This is a genomic window from Thalassobaculum sp. (genome assembly GCF_040219615.1).
GTDB lineage: Bacteria > Pseudomonadota > Alphaproteobacteria > Thalassobaculales > Thalassobaculaceae > Thalassobaculum_A.
In genome coordinates this window covers 217,395-233,123 of the sequence record NZ_JAVJSE010000038.1, presented here as the reverse complement: position 1 = coordinate 233,123, position 15,729 = coordinate 217,395, and the positions used below count along the sequence as shown (strand labels likewise).

Here is a 15,729-nt window from a genome sequence, read left to right as displayed (position 1 = left end):
GCCGGGATCGGCGGCGGGCCCGGGACTCAACAGAGGACATCGTGATGGACGAGACAGGCATCGACCCGGCCGCCATGGGCCGGTTGGCCAAGGCCCTGAGCTTCATCTGCGGGCCGCAGCACGCGGCCACCCTGGCCATGCAGAAGGCGGCCGACAGCGGCACCGAATCGGACGCCAAGCGGGCGCGGACCCTGTTCCTGAAGCTGAAGCCCGGCGAGCGCCGCGCCGCCATGTCCATGCTATCGGACTGAGCGGGCGGGCGGGCGGCATGGGCGGGTTGACGATCCGTCCCGCCGCGCCGGCCAACCTGCCGGCGATCGGGGCCCGGCTTTCCGCTGCGTTGCGGCCGGGATGAGGGTTTCCGGTTTGCGGTAACAGCGCCTCACACTTTGCAGTCTGGGTTGCCGTAGATGCTGGCGCAGCGGGCCTCGGTGCATTCGCGGGTGCGCTGCTCGCGCTGCGGGGCATTGGCGTCGACCGTCTCGACCGCGGTGTAGGGGATCCACTCGGTCCGCATGCCCTTCTCGCAGCGTTTGGTGAAGCCGTCCGTCCTGCAGGTCTCGGTGCCGTCCGGGACCTCGGTGCGGCGCTCCCTGGTGACCAGGACCTGCCGGTAGTCGGGCGGGATGCGGCCGGCCCATTCCCGGCTGCAGACCTTCCAGGCGTCGACGTATTCCTGGGTGGCACAGCCGCCGGCCAGACCGGCGGCGATAAGGGTCAGCACGGTCGGCAGGGTGCGGCGCATCGGGTCGTTCCGGTCGTGGAGCCTGATCGGGCATGTGCACGGAATGATGGCATGGCCTCGCTATGGCAGGCCATGGGCGAGTTCTGCCATGCGTTGACTGCAACCGCGGTATCGGCTACTCACGCGGCCCCTCGCCATCCCCGCAGCCCCGCCCAGCGCACCGGGAGGACCGCCATGGTCGCCTCGATCGGTATCGATTTCGGGACCACGAATACGGTGCTGGCGCTGGCACAGGCGGACGGCAGCGTCGCGACCGCGCGCTTCACGCTGGACGGAACCACCGCCGGCGGCTGCCGCACGGTGCTGACCTTCACGCCGGGCGACGCCGCCGCCGCACCGGTCGAGGTGGAGATCGGCCCCTGGGCGATCCGCCGCTACCTCGCGGCACCGGCGGAATGCCGGTTCGTGCAGTCGCCGAAGTCCTATCTCGGCAGCCGGCTGTTCCAGGAGACCCGGATCTACGGGCGGGCGTACAAGCTGGAGGACATCGTCGCCGCCTTCCTCGGCGAGCTGACGGCACGCGCCGAGGGGCTGGACGGGCCGGTTCCCGCCTGCGTCGCCGGCCGGCCGGTGACGTTCTGGGGCAGCGACCCGGACGACGGCCTGGCGATGGCCCGGCTGCGTGCCGCCTACGGCGAGGCCGGGCTCGGCCGTCCGGGCTTCGCCTACGAGCCGGTGGCGGCGTCCTACTACTTCGCGACCCGCCTGACGCAGGACGCCACCGTGCTGGTGGCCGACCTCGGCGGCGGCACCACCGACTACTCGGTGATCCGCTACGGGATCGGCGACGGGCCGCCCCGGGTGACCCCAATCGCGCACCGTGGTGTGGGCATCGGCGGCGACCGGTTCGACTTCCGGATCGTGCAGAACGCGGTGGCGCCGCTGGTCGGCAAGGGCACCGGCTACCGCTCGTTCGGCAAGCGCTTCGACATTCCGGCCGCCTATTTCAATCGAATCGCCAACTGGCACGAGTTCTCGTTCCTGCGCACGCCGGAGGTGCTGCGCGACCTGCGCCAGCTGGCCCGCCAGGCCGAGGCGCCGGAGCGCCTGGAGCGGCTGCTGGCGCTGGTCGACGGCAATCTCGGCTTCCACCTGAACCACCGGGTGACGGCCGCCAAGGCGGCGCTGTCGGCGGCCGATTCGGTGGTCCTGTCGCTCGCCGACCTGGATGTCGACATCGCCTGCGAGATCGCCCGGAACGACTTCGACGACTGGATCGCCGACGATCTGGCAGAGCTGGAGCGCCACCTGGACCTGGTGCTCGACGACACCGCCCGCGCCGCCGGCCAGGTCGACGTGGTGTTCATGACCGGCGGCAGCTCTCTGGTCCCGGCCGTGCGCCGGCTGTTCGAGCGGCGCTTCGGGGCCGACCGCATCCAGGCCGGCGACGAGTTTCAGTCGGTCGCCAAGGGCCTGGCCCTGATCGGGCTGGCGGACGACAGGCGGGCCTGGACCTACGACGGGGTGTGAGGGTCGGGAGGATGGAGCGGCGGGTGGGTTCCGGCTCGGCCGCGCCGGGGCGGCGCGTCCGTCCGGAATGACGTCAGGGGGGAGGAAGCCGGGGCGCCCGCCCTCTCCGGCGTCAGGAGGAGGAGCCGGGACGCCCGCCCTCCCTGACGTCATTCCGGGCCGGGCCGCCGAAGGCGGGACGGATCCGGAACCCACCCGCCGCCGCGTCGTCGGACAGTTGCCGAAGCCGGTCCCCCCGGCGTATGACGGGCGAGCCTCACGCCCCGAAGGAGACGACATGACCGGAGCGCTCACGCCCGCCAGTCTTACGCCCGACTGGCACAAGGGCCCGGCGGCGGTTGCCGCCGACATCCTGTTGGAGATCCAGGCGGTGCACATCCGCCCGGAGGAACCGTTCACCTTCACCTCCGGCCGGCTGTCCCCGGTCTACGTCGACTGCCGCAAGATCATCGCCTTCCCGCGCGCCCGGCGCCGGCTGATGCAGCTCGGCGTCGAGATGCTGGCGCACAAGGCCGGGGTCGAGGCCTTCGACATCGTCGCCGGCGGCGAGACCGCCGGCATCCCGTTCGCCGCCTTCATGGCCGAGCTGCTCGACCTGCCGATGGCCTATATCCGCAAGAAGCCGAAGGGTTTCGGGCGCAACGCCCGGATCGAGGGCGAGGTGAAGGACGGCGCCCGCGTCCTGCTGGTCGAGGACCTGGCGACCGACGGCGGCAGCAAGCTGTCCTTCGTCGACGGCATCCGCGAGGCCGGGATGGAATGCGCCCACTGCTTCGTGGTGTTCCACTACGGGGTGTTCCCGCAGAGCGTCGCCAACCTCAAGGAGCGCGGGGTCGAGCTGCACGGGCTGTGCACCTGGTGGGACGTGCTGGCCGCCGCCCCGGCGCGCGGCTACACCGAGGCCCAGCTCGACGAGGTCCGCGCCTTCCTGGCCGACCCGGAGGCCTGGGACGCCCGTCACCGCCCGGAAGTCGAGAAGAACGCCACCGCCTAGCCCTTCGCGGCCCGCCGCTTCGCGACGGGCACCTCAGGGCGATAGAATCACCTTGAGCCGCCCACCAACCCTGTCGCCCTGAGGTGTCCCGCGCAGCGGGGCCGCGAAGGGCAGGAGGAGCCGACCATGCTGAAGATCTGGGGCCGCGCCAACTCGGCCAACGTGATGAAGCCGCTGTGGGCCTGCGACGAGATGGGCGTACCGTTCGAGCGCGAGGACGTCGGCGGCTCGTTCGGGCGCACCAAGACCCCCGAATATCTGGCGATGAACCCGAACAGCCGGGTGCCGACCATCGATGATGACGGCTTCGTTCTGTGGGAGTCCAACGCCGTCACCCGCTATCTCTGCAGCAAGCACGACAAGGGCGGCATGGCGCCGTCCGACCCGCGGGAATACGCCGACGCCGACCGCTGGATGGACTGGCAGCAGACCACGGTGCTGCCGATCATGACGCCGATCTTCTGGGGCCTGGTGCGCACGCCCGAGGCCGAGCGCAAGACCGAGGTGATCGAGCAGGCCCGGCGCGACGGCATCGGCGTCTGGTCGATCCTGGACGAGCGGCTGAAGGGCCGCGACTACGTCATGGGCGACCGGCTGACCATGGCCGACATCCCGCTCGGCCCGCAGCTGCACCGCTGGATGGTGCTGATCCAGGACCGGCCGTCGATGCCGCACCTGGAGGCCTGGTACGACCGGCTGATGGCGCGGCCGGCGTTCAAGAAGTGGTGCGGGGTCACGCCGCTGACGTGAGGCGGAACGGTGGACACCGGCGCGCCAGCCGCAGGTAGCCTCGCGCCGCTTGGGTGGCGGCGCTGGCTGCTCGGCATCGCGGTGCTGGGGGCCGCGGTTCCCCTGCTGCTGACGCTCCTGCTGAACGTCGCGGTCGCCGGCAGCAAGCTCGGCAGCGGTTCCGGGCTGTCGGTCCCGTCCGCCCTGGCGGTCTCGGCGGCCGTGACGCTGCCGCTGATCATCCTGTTCGCCGTGTTGTACCGGCGCCTGCGGGCTTCGAGGGACCGTCGGTTCCTGGTGAAGCTCGGCGCCATCCTCTGGGGTGTCGGCGGCGGTGCCGCATCGTCGGTGTTCGGTGCCGAGCCCGGTGCCGTGTTGGTCTCGTTTCCGCTGATCGCGCTGGTCGGCGCGGCGGCGAGCTATCTGTTCATCCTGATCGCCGACGGCCGGGCGGTCCCGGCGTGACCGGGCCGGCGATTCTCGCGGCCGACCTCGGCGGCTCCGGGCTGCGGGTCGGGCTGCTCGACCTCCAGGGCCGGATGCTTGCGACCCGTGCGGCGACCGTCGACGCCGACCCGCGGGTATGGTGGGAGCGGCTCTGCGTCGCCGCGGTCGACAGCATGACGGCGACCGACGCCGCCGTCGCCGGCATCTGCATCTGCGGCATGACCCGCACCCAGGTGTTCGTCGGCGCCGACGGCGATGCGGTGCGGCCCGCTATCGGGTTCGGCGACACCCGGGCGGCCGAGGCGGTAGAGCGGGCCGAGGAAACCCTCGACCTCGCGGGCCTGCCGGAGGCCGCCAACCTCAATCCGTATCACCCGGCGGCCCGGCTGCTGTGGCTGCAGCAGGCCGAGCCCGACAACCACGCCGCCACCCGCACCGTGCTGGAGCCGAAGGACTGGCTGGCGTTCAGGCTGACCGGCGTGGCGCGGTCGGACGCGATCTCGACCGCGCGGCTGCGGGCCGCTGCGGCGCCGGTGGCGGGCCGCTCGCTGCTCGATGCCCTGGGTCTCGATGCGCGCATGTTGCCGGAGATCGTGGCGCCGACCGCCGAGGTCGGGCGGGTCCGGCCGGGCCTGCCGCCGCCGTTCGACCGGCTCGCCGGGGTGCCTGTGTTCTGCGGTTCGCACGATACATGGGCCGGCGTGGTCGGGCTCGGCGCGCTGGTGCCGGGGCGGGCCTACAACGTCTCCGGCACGTCGGAGGTGCTGGGGCTGATTACCGAACGGGCGGTCGCCGCACCGGGGCTGGTGACGGTGGACTGGGGCGAGGGCTGGCAGGTCGGCGGGCCGAGCCAGACCGGCGGTGCCACCCTGCGCCACGTGCTGCGGATGCTGGGGCGCAGCGACGAGGACCCGGCGGCGGCGGTTGCCGCGCTGGACACCGCGGAGTTCGCCGGCGAGCCGCCGTTGTTCCTGCCGTTCCTGGAGGGCGAGCGGGTGCCGTACTGGGATGCCGACCTTCGTGGCGCCTTCATCGGCCTCTCGTCCGCGCACGGCCCGGCCGACCTGCTGTGGTCCGCGCTGGAGGGCATCGCCCTGCTGAACCGCGAGGTGCTGCGCCGGGCCGAGGCCGCCGCCGGGCGGCCGGCCGTGCTGGTCCGGCTCGGCGGTGGCGGCGCGCGCAGCGACCTGTGGGCCCGGATCAAGGCCGACGCGCTCGGCCGGCCGGTCGAGCTGACCGACGAGCCGGAGGCCGGCCTGGTCGGGGCGGCGGCGGTGGCCTGGACCGGGCTCGGCCGCTACCCGGACCTGGCGGCGGCGCAGGCGGCGACCGTGCGGGTCGCCCGGCGGATCGAGCCGGACCCGGCGCGGGCGGCGGCGATGGACCGGCGGGCGGAGCTGTGGGCCGAGATGCAGGCGGCGACGAGCGAGGTCGGTCGGCGGCTCGGCGGCTGATACCGGCCCTTCGCACCCTTCGCGGCCCGCCGCTTCGCGACGGGCACCTCAGGGCGATGGATTTAAAGCGTTGAATCGTAATACTACCCTGTCGTCCTGAGGCGCCCCCGCGTAAGCGGGGGCCGCGAAGGACAGGGAAGCGACGGGCGTTCGGGGCGAGGGCATGCGCGCATTCATCGGGACCTACGGGACCGCGCTCGCCGGCCTGGCGGTGTTCCTGTTCTTCGTGGTCGCGGCGCCGAACTTCGCCAATCCGGTCAACCTGCTGAACATCCTCAAGCAGGTCAGCTTCCTCGCCATCCTCGGCATCGGCTTCACCTTCGCGCTGACCACCGGCGAGCTCGACCTGTCGTTCGCCAACCTGGCCAGCCTGGCGGCGGTGGCGACCGGTGGGCTGATCCACAACGGCTATCCGCCGGCCCTGGCGATCGCCGCCGGGCTGGCGCTCGGCATCGCCGGCGGCGCGTTGAACGGCCTGCTGGTGACCCGGGTCAAGGTGCCGTCGCTGATCGCCACCCTGGCCACCGCCTCGATCGCCAACGGCGTCGCGTTCTACCTGACCGCAGGGGTCGCCTTCGTCGGCCGCTGGGACCCGGGCTTCGTGGCGCTCGGTCGCGCCCACCTGTTCGGCATCCCGGTGCTGGTGCTGTGGATGGCGGCGGTCGTGCTGGTCGCGCTGTTCGTGCTGAAGAACACCCGGGTCGGGTTCCACATGATCTGCACCGGCGAGGCCGAGGAGCCGGCCCGGCTGGCCGGCATCCGGGTGCGCTCGATGAAGCTGCTGGGCCTGACCCTGTCGGGCGCGCTGGCCGGGGCGACCGCGGTGCTGCTGACCGCCAACCTGTCTTCGGCGGCGCCGACCATGGCCGGCGACTACCTGCTGACGGCGATCGCCGCCGTGCTGCTCGGCATGACCATGTTCGAGCCCGGCCGGCCGAACGTGCTGGGCACGCTGGTCGGCGGCGTGGTGATCGGCGTGCTGTCGAACGGCCTGATCCTGCTGGGCGCCGACTACTATGTGCAGGACATCGTGCTCGGGCTGATCATCATCGGCTCGGTGGCGCTGTCGGCGAGCACGTTGAAGAAGGCGGCGTTCGGGGTTTGACTGTCGCAAACGTTCCTTGGGGAGGATGGAGATGAAGAAGCTCGTTACGGGGATGATCGCGGCGGCGGCGCTGTCGCTCGCCACGATGTCGTCGGCGCTGGCCTTCGAGCTGGGCGTGGTGGCGTTCCAGATGTCGGCCGAGACCCACGCCCGGGTCGCCAACGCGGTCGAGGCCGCGGCCAAGGCGCGCAGCTGGTCGGTGACCGTGCTGAACTCGTCGGGCACCATGCCGACCCATCTGGAGCAGCTCGAGACCCTGGTGCAGAAGGGCGTCGGCGCCATCGTGGTGGCCATGGGCAAGCCGGTCGAGGCCGACGCCCAGCTGGCCGCCGCCAAGGCCAAGGGCATCCCGGTGATCACGGTGATGAGCGGCACCAGCCCGCACACCCTGTTCGACGTCCAGGTCAACGAATACAAGGTCGGCGCCGAGGCGGCGCTGTACCTGCTCGGCCAGCTGAACTACCAGGGCGCGATCCTGACCCAGCGCTTCGAGGGCAATGTCGGCACCCGCATCCGCGGCAGGATCCTGGACGCGGTGCTGTCCGAGAACACCGCGGTGAAGGTCGCCGGCAGCCACACCATGGCCCGCACCAAGTCCTGGCGCGACGACGTCCGCAACGGCATGCAGGCGCTGCTGCTGCAGAACCAGGGCCAGATCCAGGGCATCTGGGCGTCGTTCGACGGCCAGGCCTTCATCATCGACGACATCCTGCAGGCCCAGGGTCTGAAGAAGGGCGACATCACCCTGGTGTCGATCGACGGCGGGCCGGAGGCTTATCGCCGGATCGCCGATCCGACCAGCCTGCTGTCGGCTACCGTGTCGATCCCGTTCGAGGCGATGGGCAATGCCGCGGTCGATGCGATGGACCGGATCGCGGTCGGCGGCAAGCCGAAGGAGTCGATCGTGTCGGGCCCGTACCTGTTCACCGATGCGGTGCTGGTCGACGCGAGCAACGTCAAGGACTTCCTGAATTGACGGCGACCGGCGAGCCGGTTCTCTCGGTACGCGGGCTCGCCAAGCGCTACGGCGCGGTGCAGGCGCTCGCCGGTATGGATCTCGACGTTCATGCCGGCGAGGTGCTGGCGATCTGCGGCGACAACGGGGCCGGCAAGTCGACCCTGATCCGCATGGTCTCCGGCGCCGACACCCCGAGCGCGGGCGAGATCCGGCTGCGCGGAGAGGTGGTGCGCTTCGCCTCGCCGCAGGACGCCCTGGCCCGGGGCGTCGCCACCATCTACCAGGACCTGGCGCTGGCGCCGCGGCTGGCGATCTATCAGAACGTCTTCATGGGGGCCGAGCTGACCCGCCGCCTGGGGCCGCTGCGGGTGCTCGACAAGAAGACGATGATCGAGCAGGCGAGCGGCTGGATGGCGCAGCTCGGCTCGGCGGTCACCGACGCCCGCCGCCCGGTCGCCAGCCTGTCGGGCGGCCAGCGCCAGTCGGTCGCGATCGGCCGGGCATTGCGCTGGAACGCCGAGGTGGTGGTGATGGACGAGCCGACGGCCGCGCTCGGCGTCAAGGAGACCGCCCAGGTGCTGGACCTGATCCGGGCCCTCAACCGTACGGGCAAGACCGTGGTGCTGGTCAGCCACAACATGGCCGACGTGGTGGCGGTCGCCCACCGGGTGGCGATCCTGAAGCAGGGCCGCAAGGTGATCGACCGCCCGGTCGCCGGCCTCGACGCCGACGCCCTCAGCCACATGGTCATGACCGGCCGGCAGGCGGCCTGACGCCGTCGTGCTCGATTAGGTTTTGCTTAACTGCCTGTGGCATAATTTGTTCCAGGATCATGCATCGTCCGGGGGAGGGGCGCCGATGGTCGTGGCCGCCGAGGGCGATCGCGATGAGGGACTGGCGGGGCTGCCGGGCGACAACGCGATCGCCCGGCTGTTGCGGGGTTATGCCCAGGTGCGGGAGAGCCTCGGTGGCCGGCTTCCGACGCGCGACGATCTCGGGCCTGAGCGGCTGCGCGACGCGCTCGGCTGGCTGTTCCTGGCCGAGTGGTCGCCGCCGACCTCGATCGTGGTGCGGCTGTCCGGCATCCACATCGACTACGTCCTGCGCAGCAACGTCACCGGCGTGGACTTCTTCGACCTGTACACGCCCGAGGCGCGGCCGACCTACAGCCGATTCTACGACCGGATCGCCGGGCATCCGTGCGGCGGCTACACGCGGCGGGCCGTGGTGGTGGGCGGTCACGAGACCTTCGACTACCACTCGATCTACCTGCCGCTGACCGGGGCAGGGACCAAGGTGCCGATCATCGGCGCGACGGCGGTCACTGGGTTCAAGCGTCTGTCCGCGCCGGTCGACACCGGCAGCGGACCGTATTTCGGGGCGCCGCCCCTGCTCGGCCTGATCGACCTGGGCCACGGCATGCCGGACGACGGCTTCGAGCACATGGATCCGGCGGCGCTCTGCAGCGAGATCGAACTGTCGTACGGGCTGCGGCTGGACGAAGACGCGCAGTCGACGCGCTCGTTCACGACCCGCCCGCCACGAACCGGTTAGGCCGGGTCAGCGCTCGCCGCGGGCGGCCGCTTCCTTGAATCGCTCGATGAAGGCCTCGCGCGCGTCCGGGTCGAAGATCCCCCCGGGATCCCGCCGGGTCGGCAGGGTGGCGTAGTAGGGTCGTCGCTCCCGCCAGAACAGGTCGAACACGCGGCGCAGCTCGGCGATCGGCGCCGCATGCTCGTCGACCCGCAGGTCGACCTCGGCATGGGCCTCGTCGCCGACCACCTTCAGGGCGGCGGACTGCTGGCCACGTTTGTCGCCGCCGACCGTCTGGCCGGCTTCCAGGGCGGACAGCATCCGGTCGGCGAACGGCCGGCCGCCGCCATCCAGCCAGGCCTCGACCGTGGCGTCGAGCACCTCGGGACCGGCCAGCATGTTGCCGGCGACCGAGACCGCGTCGCCGGTCCAGTGCCCGCACCAGGCGATGCAGGAGGCGCCGGTGTGGGCGCGGGCGTGGCCGGCGGCGTCGACGCCGTGGATCTGCCGCCAGTCGTGGCCCGGGTCGTCGGCCAGGGCCGCGACGATCGCCGCCTCGAGCGGCTGTCCGCCGGCGACGCCGGCCAGCGTCCGTTCCGCCGCCACCGGCGAGGTGTAGGACTGGGTGGAGACGGCGCCGACGCCGGCGCGCAGCCAGGGGCAGAGCGCCCCGACCGCGATCACCCGCGAGGACACCGCGATGCCGAGGTTGCCGGTCGCCGGATCGCGAGCGACGATCGACCAGGTCATGCGTGCTATTCCGCCGCCGCCGAGGCCTGACCCTGGACGGTGAAGAACGAGGCCGACTTCGGCTGCTTCGGCAGCTCGACCTCGAGCGGGATCATCCGGGCGGTCGGGCTGGCCGCGCCGCGCACGATCCGGCCCTCGTTCGGGTTCGGCATCGGGTTGCGGGCGATCGGCACCGCGTCGGCGGCGGTGTAGACGCAGATGTACAGCCCGCGCGGGCGCTCGGAGCGGTTGGCGGCCGAGCCGTGGGCCAGCCGGGTGTGCATCAGGCAGACCGAGCCGGCCTTGCCGGTCACCGGGATCTGCCGTTCCAGCATGTCGGACTCGATGTCGTCGGCCATGCGGCCGGTGAACACGCCGTCCTTGAACAGGCTGAAGATCGGCCCCTTGTGGGTGCCCGGCACCACCATCAGGCAGCCGTTCTCCTCGGTGACGTCGTCCAGCATGAGCAGGGCGGTGACCACGTCGTCGTTGGTGTGCGGGGTGTAGGCGAAGTCCTGGTGGTAGGCGACCTCGGTGCGCGCGCCGGGCAGCTTCACGTTGATCTTGCAGTGATGGAACTTGAGGTTCGGGCCCAGCAGGTCGGCGATCATGTCGACCGTTCGGGCGTCGGTCATGACCTCGAGATAGGCGTCGGAGATGTCCGACGGATTATTGACCCGCCGCAGCGCCGGATGCTCGGGCGTGTGCTCGGCCCCCATGTCGAAGCGCGGCCGCTCGTCCAGGGTCGGTGGCCCGAACGGCGCGCTGTGCGCGCGGCTCTCCTCGACCCAACTGGCCAGGTCGGCGTTCAGCCGGGCCAGCTGGTCGGGGGACACGGCGTCGGGGACGGTCAGCACGCCGTCGCGCCAGAACGCGTCGACCTGGGCCCGGGACAGCACTTTCGGCATCCTCGCCTCCTCGCCTCGTAACCTCGCGGACGACGACTATATGACGGCGATGGCCGACGAGAAACCGAAGTCCCTGCGCCCCGCCCTGCTGCTGATCGCCGCGCTGGGGACGATTCTGGTCACTGCCGTCGTGTTGGCGGTCGACGTCTGGTCCAGCGCCGGCGACACCGGCATGTCGGTGCACGGGTATGTGGCCATGGCGCTCGGCATCGCGGCCACCCTGGCGCTTGGCGGCGGGCTGATGGCGCTGGTGTTCTTCAGCAGCCGGCGCGGCTACGACGAGGCCGCCGCCAGCGGCGACGAGGACGAGCGCGGATAGGCGCCGCTCAGCCCTTCGGCGGGTCGCCGAACGGGTCGGACTTGCGGTAACGGTACGAGCCTTCGCCGATGGCGATCAGGTTGCCGGCCTCGTCATGGACCTCGCAGGAGGCGAAGAAGATGTTGCGGCCGCCGCCCTTCTTGACTGCGGTCGCCCGCACCGTGCCCTCGCGGACCTGGCCCATGAAGTTGGTGGTCAGCGACAGGGTCAGCGCCTTCCTGCGCGCCTCGCCTTCCGGCACCCAGACCCCGGCATAGCCGAGCACCGCGTCGATCAGGGTCGCGATCACCCCGCCATGCAGGGCGTTCGAGCGGTTCAGGTGCATCTTCTGGATCGGCAGTTCCATGACCGCGTGCGCGGCGCTCCACTCCACGAGCTTCATGCCGAGGACGGCGTTGAAGCCGACGGTGTCCTCGAGGTCGGAATCGCTGGGCATGGACTTGGCGGTGTCGTTCATGGCTCTCGGGAGGCGATGGGGAATGGGTCGGCGATCCTATCGCTGCACTGCAGCAGACGCCAGCCCCGGCCTTCGTCTCCCCCGTCGGCGGTCAGAACTTCGCCCAGGCCGGACGGCTGGCGATCACCGTGGCCTCGCCGGCCATCAGCGGCAGGCCGCCCTGGAACGCCTCCTCGAGGCGGTTCAGGCGGATCATGGCCAGCCCGGTCGCGTGGGCGTCGCCGTCCGGGACGACCGAGCGGACCTCGCCGGCCTCGCGGCCGTCCAGGGTGATCGCGGTCCCGGGCGCCGGCAGCGGGCCGTTGATGGCGATCGGCATCAGCCGGCGCTTGACCAGCCCGCGATACTTGGTACGGGCGGTCAGCTCCTGGCCCATGTAGCAGCCCTTGGCGAAGTCGACGCCGCCCAGCTCCTCGAAGCCGGCCTCCAGCAGCACGGTCTTCTCGACCGCCATGTCGCGGCTGCCGTCCGGCAGGCCGAGCGCCACGCGCCGGCGGTCGTAGGCCTCGATCCCGGTCGGTTGCAGCCCGGCCGCCGCCAGCACGCCGTCGTCGGCGCTGGCCGGCAGCAGCACCCGGGCGCCGGCCTCGACATGGCGCGGGTCGACATAGGCGACGCCGCCGCCGAACGGCCGGGCCGCGCCCCGCTCGGCCGGCAGCCCGAGCGCGGCCAGGGCCCCGTCGCCGACCGCCACCGCGGCGCGGTAGCCGCCCTGGCTGATGTCGACCTTGGAGCGCAGCCTGTACATGCGCAGGCGGCGGAAGAAGTCGTCGACCCGGTCGCCCTCGGTGTCGAGCACCAGGGCGTCGCCGTCGGCGACCAGGAAGAAGTCGAACAGGAACTTGCCCTGGGCCGTCAGGAAGGCGCCGTAGCCGACCCGGTCGAGCGCGACCCGGGTCACGTCGTTCGACACCAGCCCCTGCAGGAAGGCGACGCGGTCGGCGCCGTCGATCCTCAGGAATCCCCGGTTTTCCAGAAGGTGGTACCAGCCCTCGGCCATGCCTGCTCCCCCGGGAGCAGATCACGACCAGCCGGGACCGACTGGTCGTGATCTGCCCCTAGATCCAAATGAGCGGAGGCCGATTCACCGATCGCATCGCTTCGATGCGGTCGGATCGGGCTCCGTCGTCCCCGTTCAGGTATGTCGCGCAGTGGGATGTGGCAAGCCCGCTCGCGCCGATGCCGGCTTGCCCCTATAAGGCTCGGCATGCAGGCCCTGTTCATCTCGTCCACGCGGCTGGGCGACGCGATCCTGACCTCCGGCGCGCTCGCCTGGGTGCTGCGCCGCGCCCCCGGAATCCGAGTCACCGTGGCCTGCGGCCCGGTCGCCGCAGCGCTGTTCGAGGCGGTGCCGGGGGTCGAGCGCGTGATCGCCATGCGCAAGGGACCGTGGCAGGCGCAGTGGCGGATGCTGTGGCGCGAGACCGTCGGAACCCGTTGGGACCTGGTGGTCGACCTGCGCGGCTCGATGTTCGCCTGGACCGTGCGTGCGGGCGAGCGCCGGGTGTTCCGCACGCCGCGCGGTGGCGGCCACCGGGTCGACCAGCTTCGCGATGCCCTGCGCCTGGACGGCGACGTCGAGCCGCGGCTGTGGATCGGCGAGGCCGACAGCCGGCGGGCGGCGCGGATCCTGGGCGACGGCCGCGACCCGATCCTGGCGGTCGCGCCGACCGCCAACTGGCCGCCCAAGGCGTGGGGCGCCGAGCGCTTCGTCGAGACCATCGCCGCCCTGACCGGCCCCGGCGGCGTCCTGCCGGGCGCGCGGGTGCTGGTCGCCGGCGGCCCGGGCGAGCGCGAGCTGGCGGCGCCGGTCCTGGACGCGGTCCCGACCGGCCGGCTGATCGACCTGGTCGGCACCGAGCCGCTGATGACGCTGGCCGCCTGCCTCGGCCGCTGCCGTCTCGCGATCGCCAACGACAGCGGACTGATGCATCTGGCGGCTGCCGCCGGCGCGCCGACCCTCGGGCTGTTCGGGCCGAGCCTGGAGCGGCACTACGCGCCGCGCGGCCCGCTGACCGCCTGGGTGCGCACCGAGCAGCCCGCCGCCGCCCTGCTGGCGCGGTCCGGGCAGGTGAACGACGCCCCGGGCGCGCTGATGACCGGTCTGCCGGTCGGGCCGGTGGTGGACGCCGCCGAGACCCTGCTGGCCCGCACCGACTGAGCGCCGGTGTGCCGCGCCGACTGGATCCGGACGGCGGCCGGTGCGTTCAACCGTCCCCTACGGCATACGATCCGTCGGGCGACAGGCAGGCCTGCACCGCCGAGACCACGGCCTCGACCTCGATCGCGGCCATCCTGTCGACCCGATACACCGCCCCCTCCGGCGGCTGCAGGGCGATCAGGTTCGGATACTGGGTCAGCGGCGGCGAGCCGCCGAACAGGCCGACCGTGGCGACGCCGGTGGCGGCCGAGAGGTTCAGCAGCCCGGTATCGTTGCCGACCACCGCGTCGCAGGCCCGGGCGAGCGCCGCCGCCTCGCCGAGCGGCAGGCCGACGGCCGGCACGACCGTGTCGCCGGCGGCGGCCCCGATCGCCTCGACCAGCGCCGCCTCGGCCGGGCCGCCGAGGGCGAACACCGTGCCGCCGACGGTGGCCGCGAGGCGGTTGGCCAGCGCCGCGAAGCGCTCGACCCCCCATTGCTTGAAGGTCTCGCTGGAACCGACGCCGAGGCCGATCCAGGGTCGCGGCCGGTGGCCGTGGCGGGCGGCGATGCCGGCGGAAGCGGCGGCGGCCGGCTCGAACCGCGGCGTCGGGTCGACCGCCAGGCCGTGCAGGGCCAGCAGCCGGGTGGCCTTGTCGACCGTCGGCAGGTGGCGGTCGGCACGCTCCAGCACCCGCCGGTCGCTGAGCAGGCGGCGCTGCCGGCCGGTTCCGAAGCCGTGGCGCTCCGGAATCCCGGCGAGCCGGGCGGCCAGGGCGTAGCGCGGCGAGTCGTGCAGGATCCAGGCGGTTCGGAAGCCGTGCATCCGCAGGTCGGCGGCCAGCCGCCAGGCACCGAGCGGGCCGTCGTGGCGACCGGGCCGCTCGCCGCTCTGGGCGCGTTCCAGCCACAGCACGTCGCGCACGAAGGTCGAGCCGGCGAACAGCTCTTCGGCCCGCGAGCGGCGCTTGGTCAGGACCGAGACCGCGCCGTCCGGGCAGGCCCGGGCGATCGCCTCCAGATGCGGCAGGTGCCAGACCATGTCGCCGATGCCGGGCAGCGGCTGGATGACGAGGGTACCGGCCACCCGGGGCGCTCCGTCGCTTGAACCGGCCTCCTCCCTACACCACAATCCGCGGCCCGTCATGGCCGCTCCCCGGCAGGCGGCGGCCCAGGAGGATTCCGTGCCCGACGCCAGCTTCCGTCTCTACATGGCGCTCAGCCTCGACGGCATGATCGCCGACGCCGACGGTGGCGTGGACTGGCTGAACCGCTGGGACGACGTCGACTACGGCACCGCCGGGTTCATGGAGCAGGTCGACGTCCTGATCATGGGGCGGACCACCTACGACCAGGTGACCGGCTTCGGCGGGGCCTGGCCCTATGCCGGCAAGCGCGCCATGGTCCTGACCTCGCGGCCGCTCGGCGAGGCCCCGGACGGGGTCGAGGGGACCTCCGACCTGGCCGGGCTGATCGCCGAGCTGCGCGAGGACGGCGCACGGGTCTGGATCGTCGGCGGCGCCGCCACCGCCGCCGCCTGCATCGCGCTCGGCGCGATCGACAGCGTCGAGCTGTTCCTGATGCCGGTGCTGCTGGGCGAGGGCGTGCCGCTGTTCATGGGCGACGGGCCGGAGCTGCCGCTGACGCTGCGCGAGAGCAGGGCGTGGCCGAACGGGGTGGTCGGGGTGACCTACGACGTCGCGTAGGTCGGTTGCCTGGACGACCTTCCGTTTGCACCCGG

At 72.2% G+C, this 15,729-nt stretch carries 19 protein-coding genes; 13 read left to right on the top strand and 6 right to left on the bottom strand.

Features of this window, described 5'->3' with window-relative positions; all coding sequences use genetic code 11:
• The first annotated feature begins 44 nt into the window (after positions 1 to 44).
• Entirely contained in the window at positions 45 to 251 is a 207-nt protein-coding gene (locus tag RIC31_RS19935; protein ID WP_350111834.1) for a hypothetical protein, read from the top strand.
• A 131-nt stretch (positions 252 to 382) separates the two neighbouring features.
• Here the strand turns inward: RIC31_RS19935 and RIC31_RS19930 are convergent, their stop codons facing one another.
• On the bottom strand, positions 383 to 745 hold the full coding sequence (locus RIC31_RS19930; RefSeq protein ID WP_350111832.1) for a hypothetical protein: 363 nt from the start codon (positions 743 to 745) through the stop codon (positions 383 to 385).
• A 174-nt stretch (positions 746 to 919) separates the two neighbouring features.
• Here RIC31_RS19930 and RIC31_RS19925 point away from each other — a divergent pair, with 174 nt between their 5' ends.
• The 9 genes from RIC31_RS19925 (at position 920) to RIC31_RS19885 (ending at position 9,456) form a co-directional block, all read left to right on the top strand.
• The gene (locus RIC31_RS19925) at positions 920 to 2,215 is read left to right on the top strand and encodes an Hsp70 family protein (RefSeq protein WP_350111830.1); all 1,296 of its coding nucleotides are present in this window, start codon (positions 920 to 922) and stop codon (positions 2,213 to 2,215) included.
• Positions 2,216 to 2,492: 277 nt separating this feature from the next.
• Positions 2,493 to 3,209 (top strand): orotate phosphoribosyltransferase, encoded by a 717-nt coding sequence (locus tag RIC31_RS19920; RefSeq protein WP_350111828.1) that lies wholly within the window; start codon positions 2,493 to 2,495, stop codon positions 3,207 to 3,209.
• A gap of 126 nt (positions 3,210 to 3,335) precedes the next feature.
• Positions 3,336 to 3,959, top strand: coding sequence for a glutathione S-transferase family protein (locus RIC31_RS19915; protein ID WP_350111826.1), 624 nt, complete (start codon positions 3,336 to 3,338; stop codon positions 3,957 to 3,959).
• Positions 3,960 to 3,968: 9 nt separating this feature from the next.
• Entirely contained in the window at positions 3,969 to 4,403 is a 435-nt protein-coding gene (locus tag RIC31_RS19910; protein WP_350111824.1) for a hypothetical protein, read from the top strand.
• A complete protein-coding gene (locus tag RIC31_RS19905; RefSeq protein WP_350111822.1) occupies positions 4,400 to 5,839 on the top strand; it encodes a xylulokinase in 1,440 nt (479 codons plus the stop codon). The genes RIC31_RS19910 and RIC31_RS19905 overlap by 4 nt, the downstream gene beginning before the upstream one ends.
• A 163-nt stretch (positions 5,840 to 6,002) precedes the next feature.
• Positions 6,003 to 6,944 (top strand): ABC transporter permease, encoded by a 942-nt coding sequence (locus RIC31_RS19900; protein WP_350111820.1) that lies wholly within the window; start codon positions 6,003 to 6,005, stop codon positions 6,942 to 6,944.
• Positions 6,945 to 6,975: 31 nt separating this feature from the next.
• Positions 6,976 to 7,920, top strand: a complete 945-nt coding sequence (locus tag RIC31_RS19895; RefSeq protein WP_350111818.1) for a sugar ABC transporter substrate-binding protein — start codon at positions 6,976 to 6,978, stop codon at positions 7,918 to 7,920.
• Positions 7,917 to 8,675 (top strand): ATP-binding cassette domain-containing protein, encoded by a 759-nt coding sequence (locus tag RIC31_RS19890; RefSeq protein ID WP_350111816.1) that lies wholly within the window; start codon positions 7,917 to 7,919, stop codon positions 8,673 to 8,675. The genes RIC31_RS19895 and RIC31_RS19890 overlap by 4 nt, the downstream gene beginning before the upstream one ends.
• Before the next feature lie 85 nt (positions 8,676 to 8,760).
• Positions 8,761 to 9,456: a PAS domain-containing protein gene (locus tag RIC31_RS19885; RefSeq protein ID WP_350111814.1), complete on the top strand. Its 696-nt coding sequence runs from the start codon at positions 8,761 to 8,763 to the stop codon at positions 9,454 to 9,456.
• 6 nt (positions 9,457 to 9,462) lie between these two features.
• Here the strand turns inward: RIC31_RS19885 and RIC31_RS19880 are convergent, their stop codons facing one another.
• Together RIC31_RS19880 and RIC31_RS19875 are read right to left on the bottom strand one after the other, a co-directional pair.
• Positions 9,463 to 10,185 carry a DUF1028 domain-containing protein gene (locus tag RIC31_RS19880; RefSeq protein WP_350111812.1) on the bottom strand — a complete coding sequence of 241 codons (723 nt, stop codon included), beginning with the start codon at positions 10,183 to 10,185 and terminating at the stop codon, positions 9,463 to 9,465.
• 5 nt (positions 10,186 to 10,190) lie between these two features.
• Positions 10,191 to 11,072 (bottom strand): phytanoyl-CoA dioxygenase family protein, encoded by an 882-nt coding sequence (locus tag RIC31_RS19875; protein ID WP_350111810.1) that lies wholly within the window; start codon positions 11,070 to 11,072, stop codon positions 10,191 to 10,193.
• A 40-nt stretch (positions 11,073 to 11,112) separates the two neighbouring features.
• Here RIC31_RS19875 and RIC31_RS19870 point away from each other — a divergent pair, with 40 nt between their 5' ends.
• Complete coding sequence (locus RIC31_RS19870; RefSeq protein ID WP_350111808.1) at positions 11,113 to 11,391, top strand: hypothetical protein; 279 nt, start codon at positions 11,113 to 11,115, stop codon at positions 11,389 to 11,391.
• Positions 11,392 to 11,398: 7 nt separating this feature from the next.
• Here RIC31_RS19870 and RIC31_RS19865 read toward each other — a convergent pair whose 3' ends face one another.
• Entirely contained in the window at positions 11,399 to 11,848 is a 450-nt protein-coding gene (locus RIC31_RS19865) for a PaaI family thioesterase (protein ID WP_350111806.1), read from the bottom strand.
• Positions 11,849 to 11,939: 91 nt separating this feature from the next.
• Positions 11,940 to 12,848 (bottom strand): CAF17-like 4Fe-4S cluster assembly/insertion protein YgfZ, encoded by a 909-nt coding sequence (gene ygfZ, locus RIC31_RS19860; protein WP_350111804.1) that lies wholly within the window; start codon positions 12,846 to 12,848, stop codon positions 11,940 to 11,942.
• Positions 12,849 to 13,055: 207 nt separating this feature from the next.
• Here ygfZ and RIC31_RS19855 point away from each other — a divergent pair, with 207 nt between their 5' ends.
• Positions 13,056 to 14,009, top strand: coding sequence for a glycosyltransferase family 9 protein (locus tag RIC31_RS19855; RefSeq protein WP_350111802.1), 954 nt, complete (start codon positions 13,056 to 13,058; stop codon positions 14,007 to 14,009).
• Between the two features lie 46 nt (positions 14,010 to 14,055).
• Here RIC31_RS19855 and RIC31_RS19850 read toward each other — a convergent pair whose 3' ends face one another.
• Entirely contained in the window at positions 14,056 to 15,075 is a 1,020-nt protein-coding gene (locus RIC31_RS19850; RefSeq protein ID WP_350111800.1) for a glycosyltransferase family 9 protein, read from the bottom strand.
• A 97-nt stretch (positions 15,076 to 15,172) separates the two neighbouring features.
• Between RIC31_RS19850 and RIC31_RS19845 the strand changes: the two genes are divergently transcribed.
• The gene (locus RIC31_RS19845) at positions 15,173 to 15,694 is read left to right on the top strand and encodes a dihydrofolate reductase family protein (RefSeq protein ID WP_350111798.1); all 522 of its coding nucleotides are present in this window, start codon (positions 15,173 to 15,175) and stop codon (positions 15,692 to 15,694) included.
• Positions 15,695 to 15,729: the final 35 nt, after the last annotated feature.

Coding starts and splice junctions, on each gene's coding strand:
- RIC31_RS19870 (WP_350111808.1), top strand. CDS start 11,113: ATGACGGCGATGGCCGACGAGAAACCGAAGTCCCTGCGCCCCGCCCTG.
- RIC31_RS19920 (WP_350111828.1), top strand. CDS start 2,493: ATGACCGGAGCGCTCACGCCCGCCAGTCTTACGCCCGACTGGCACAAG.
- RIC31_RS19865 (WP_350111806.1), bottom strand. CDS start 11,848: ATGAACGACACCGCCAAGTCCATGCCCAGCGATTCCGACCTCGAGGAC.
- RIC31_RS19885 (WP_350111814.1), top strand. CDS start 8,761: ATGGTCGTGGCCGCCGAGGGCGATCGCGATGAGGGACTGGCGGGGCTG.
- ygfZ (WP_350111804.1), bottom strand. CDS start 12,848: ATGGCCGAGGGCTGGTACCACCTTCTGGAAAACCGGGGATTCCTGAGG.
- RIC31_RS19935 (WP_350111834.1), top strand. CDS start 45: ATGGACGAGACAGGCATCGACCCGGCCGCCATGGGCCGGTTGGCCAAG.
- RIC31_RS19875 (WP_350111810.1), bottom strand. CDS start 11,072: ATGCCGAAAGTGCTGTCCCGGGCCCAGGTCGACGCGTTCTGGCGCGAC.
- RIC31_RS19855 (WP_350111802.1), top strand. CDS start 13,056: ATGCAGGCCCTGTTCATCTCGTCCACGCGGCTGGGCGACGCGATCCTG.
- RIC31_RS19915 (WP_350111826.1), top strand. CDS start 3,336: ATGCTGAAGATCTGGGGCCGCGCCAACTCGGCCAACGTGATGAAGCCG.
- RIC31_RS19925 (WP_350111830.1), top strand. CDS start 920: ATGGTCGCCTCGATCGGTATCGATTTCGGGACCACGAATACGGTGCTG.
- RIC31_RS19900 (WP_350111820.1), top strand. CDS start 6,003: ATGCGCGCATTCATCGGGACCTACGGGACCGCGCTCGCCGGCCTGGCG.
- RIC31_RS19930 (WP_350111832.1), bottom strand. CDS start 745: ATGCGCCGCACCCTGCCGACCGTGCTGACCCTTATCGCCGCCGGTCTG.
- RIC31_RS19880 (WP_350111812.1), bottom strand. CDS start 10,185: ATGACCTGGTCGATCGTCGCTCGCGATCCGGCGACCGGCAACCTCGGC.
- RIC31_RS19895 (WP_350111818.1), top strand. CDS start 6,976: ATGAAGAAGCTCGTTACGGGGATGATCGCGGCGGCGGCGCTGTCGCTC.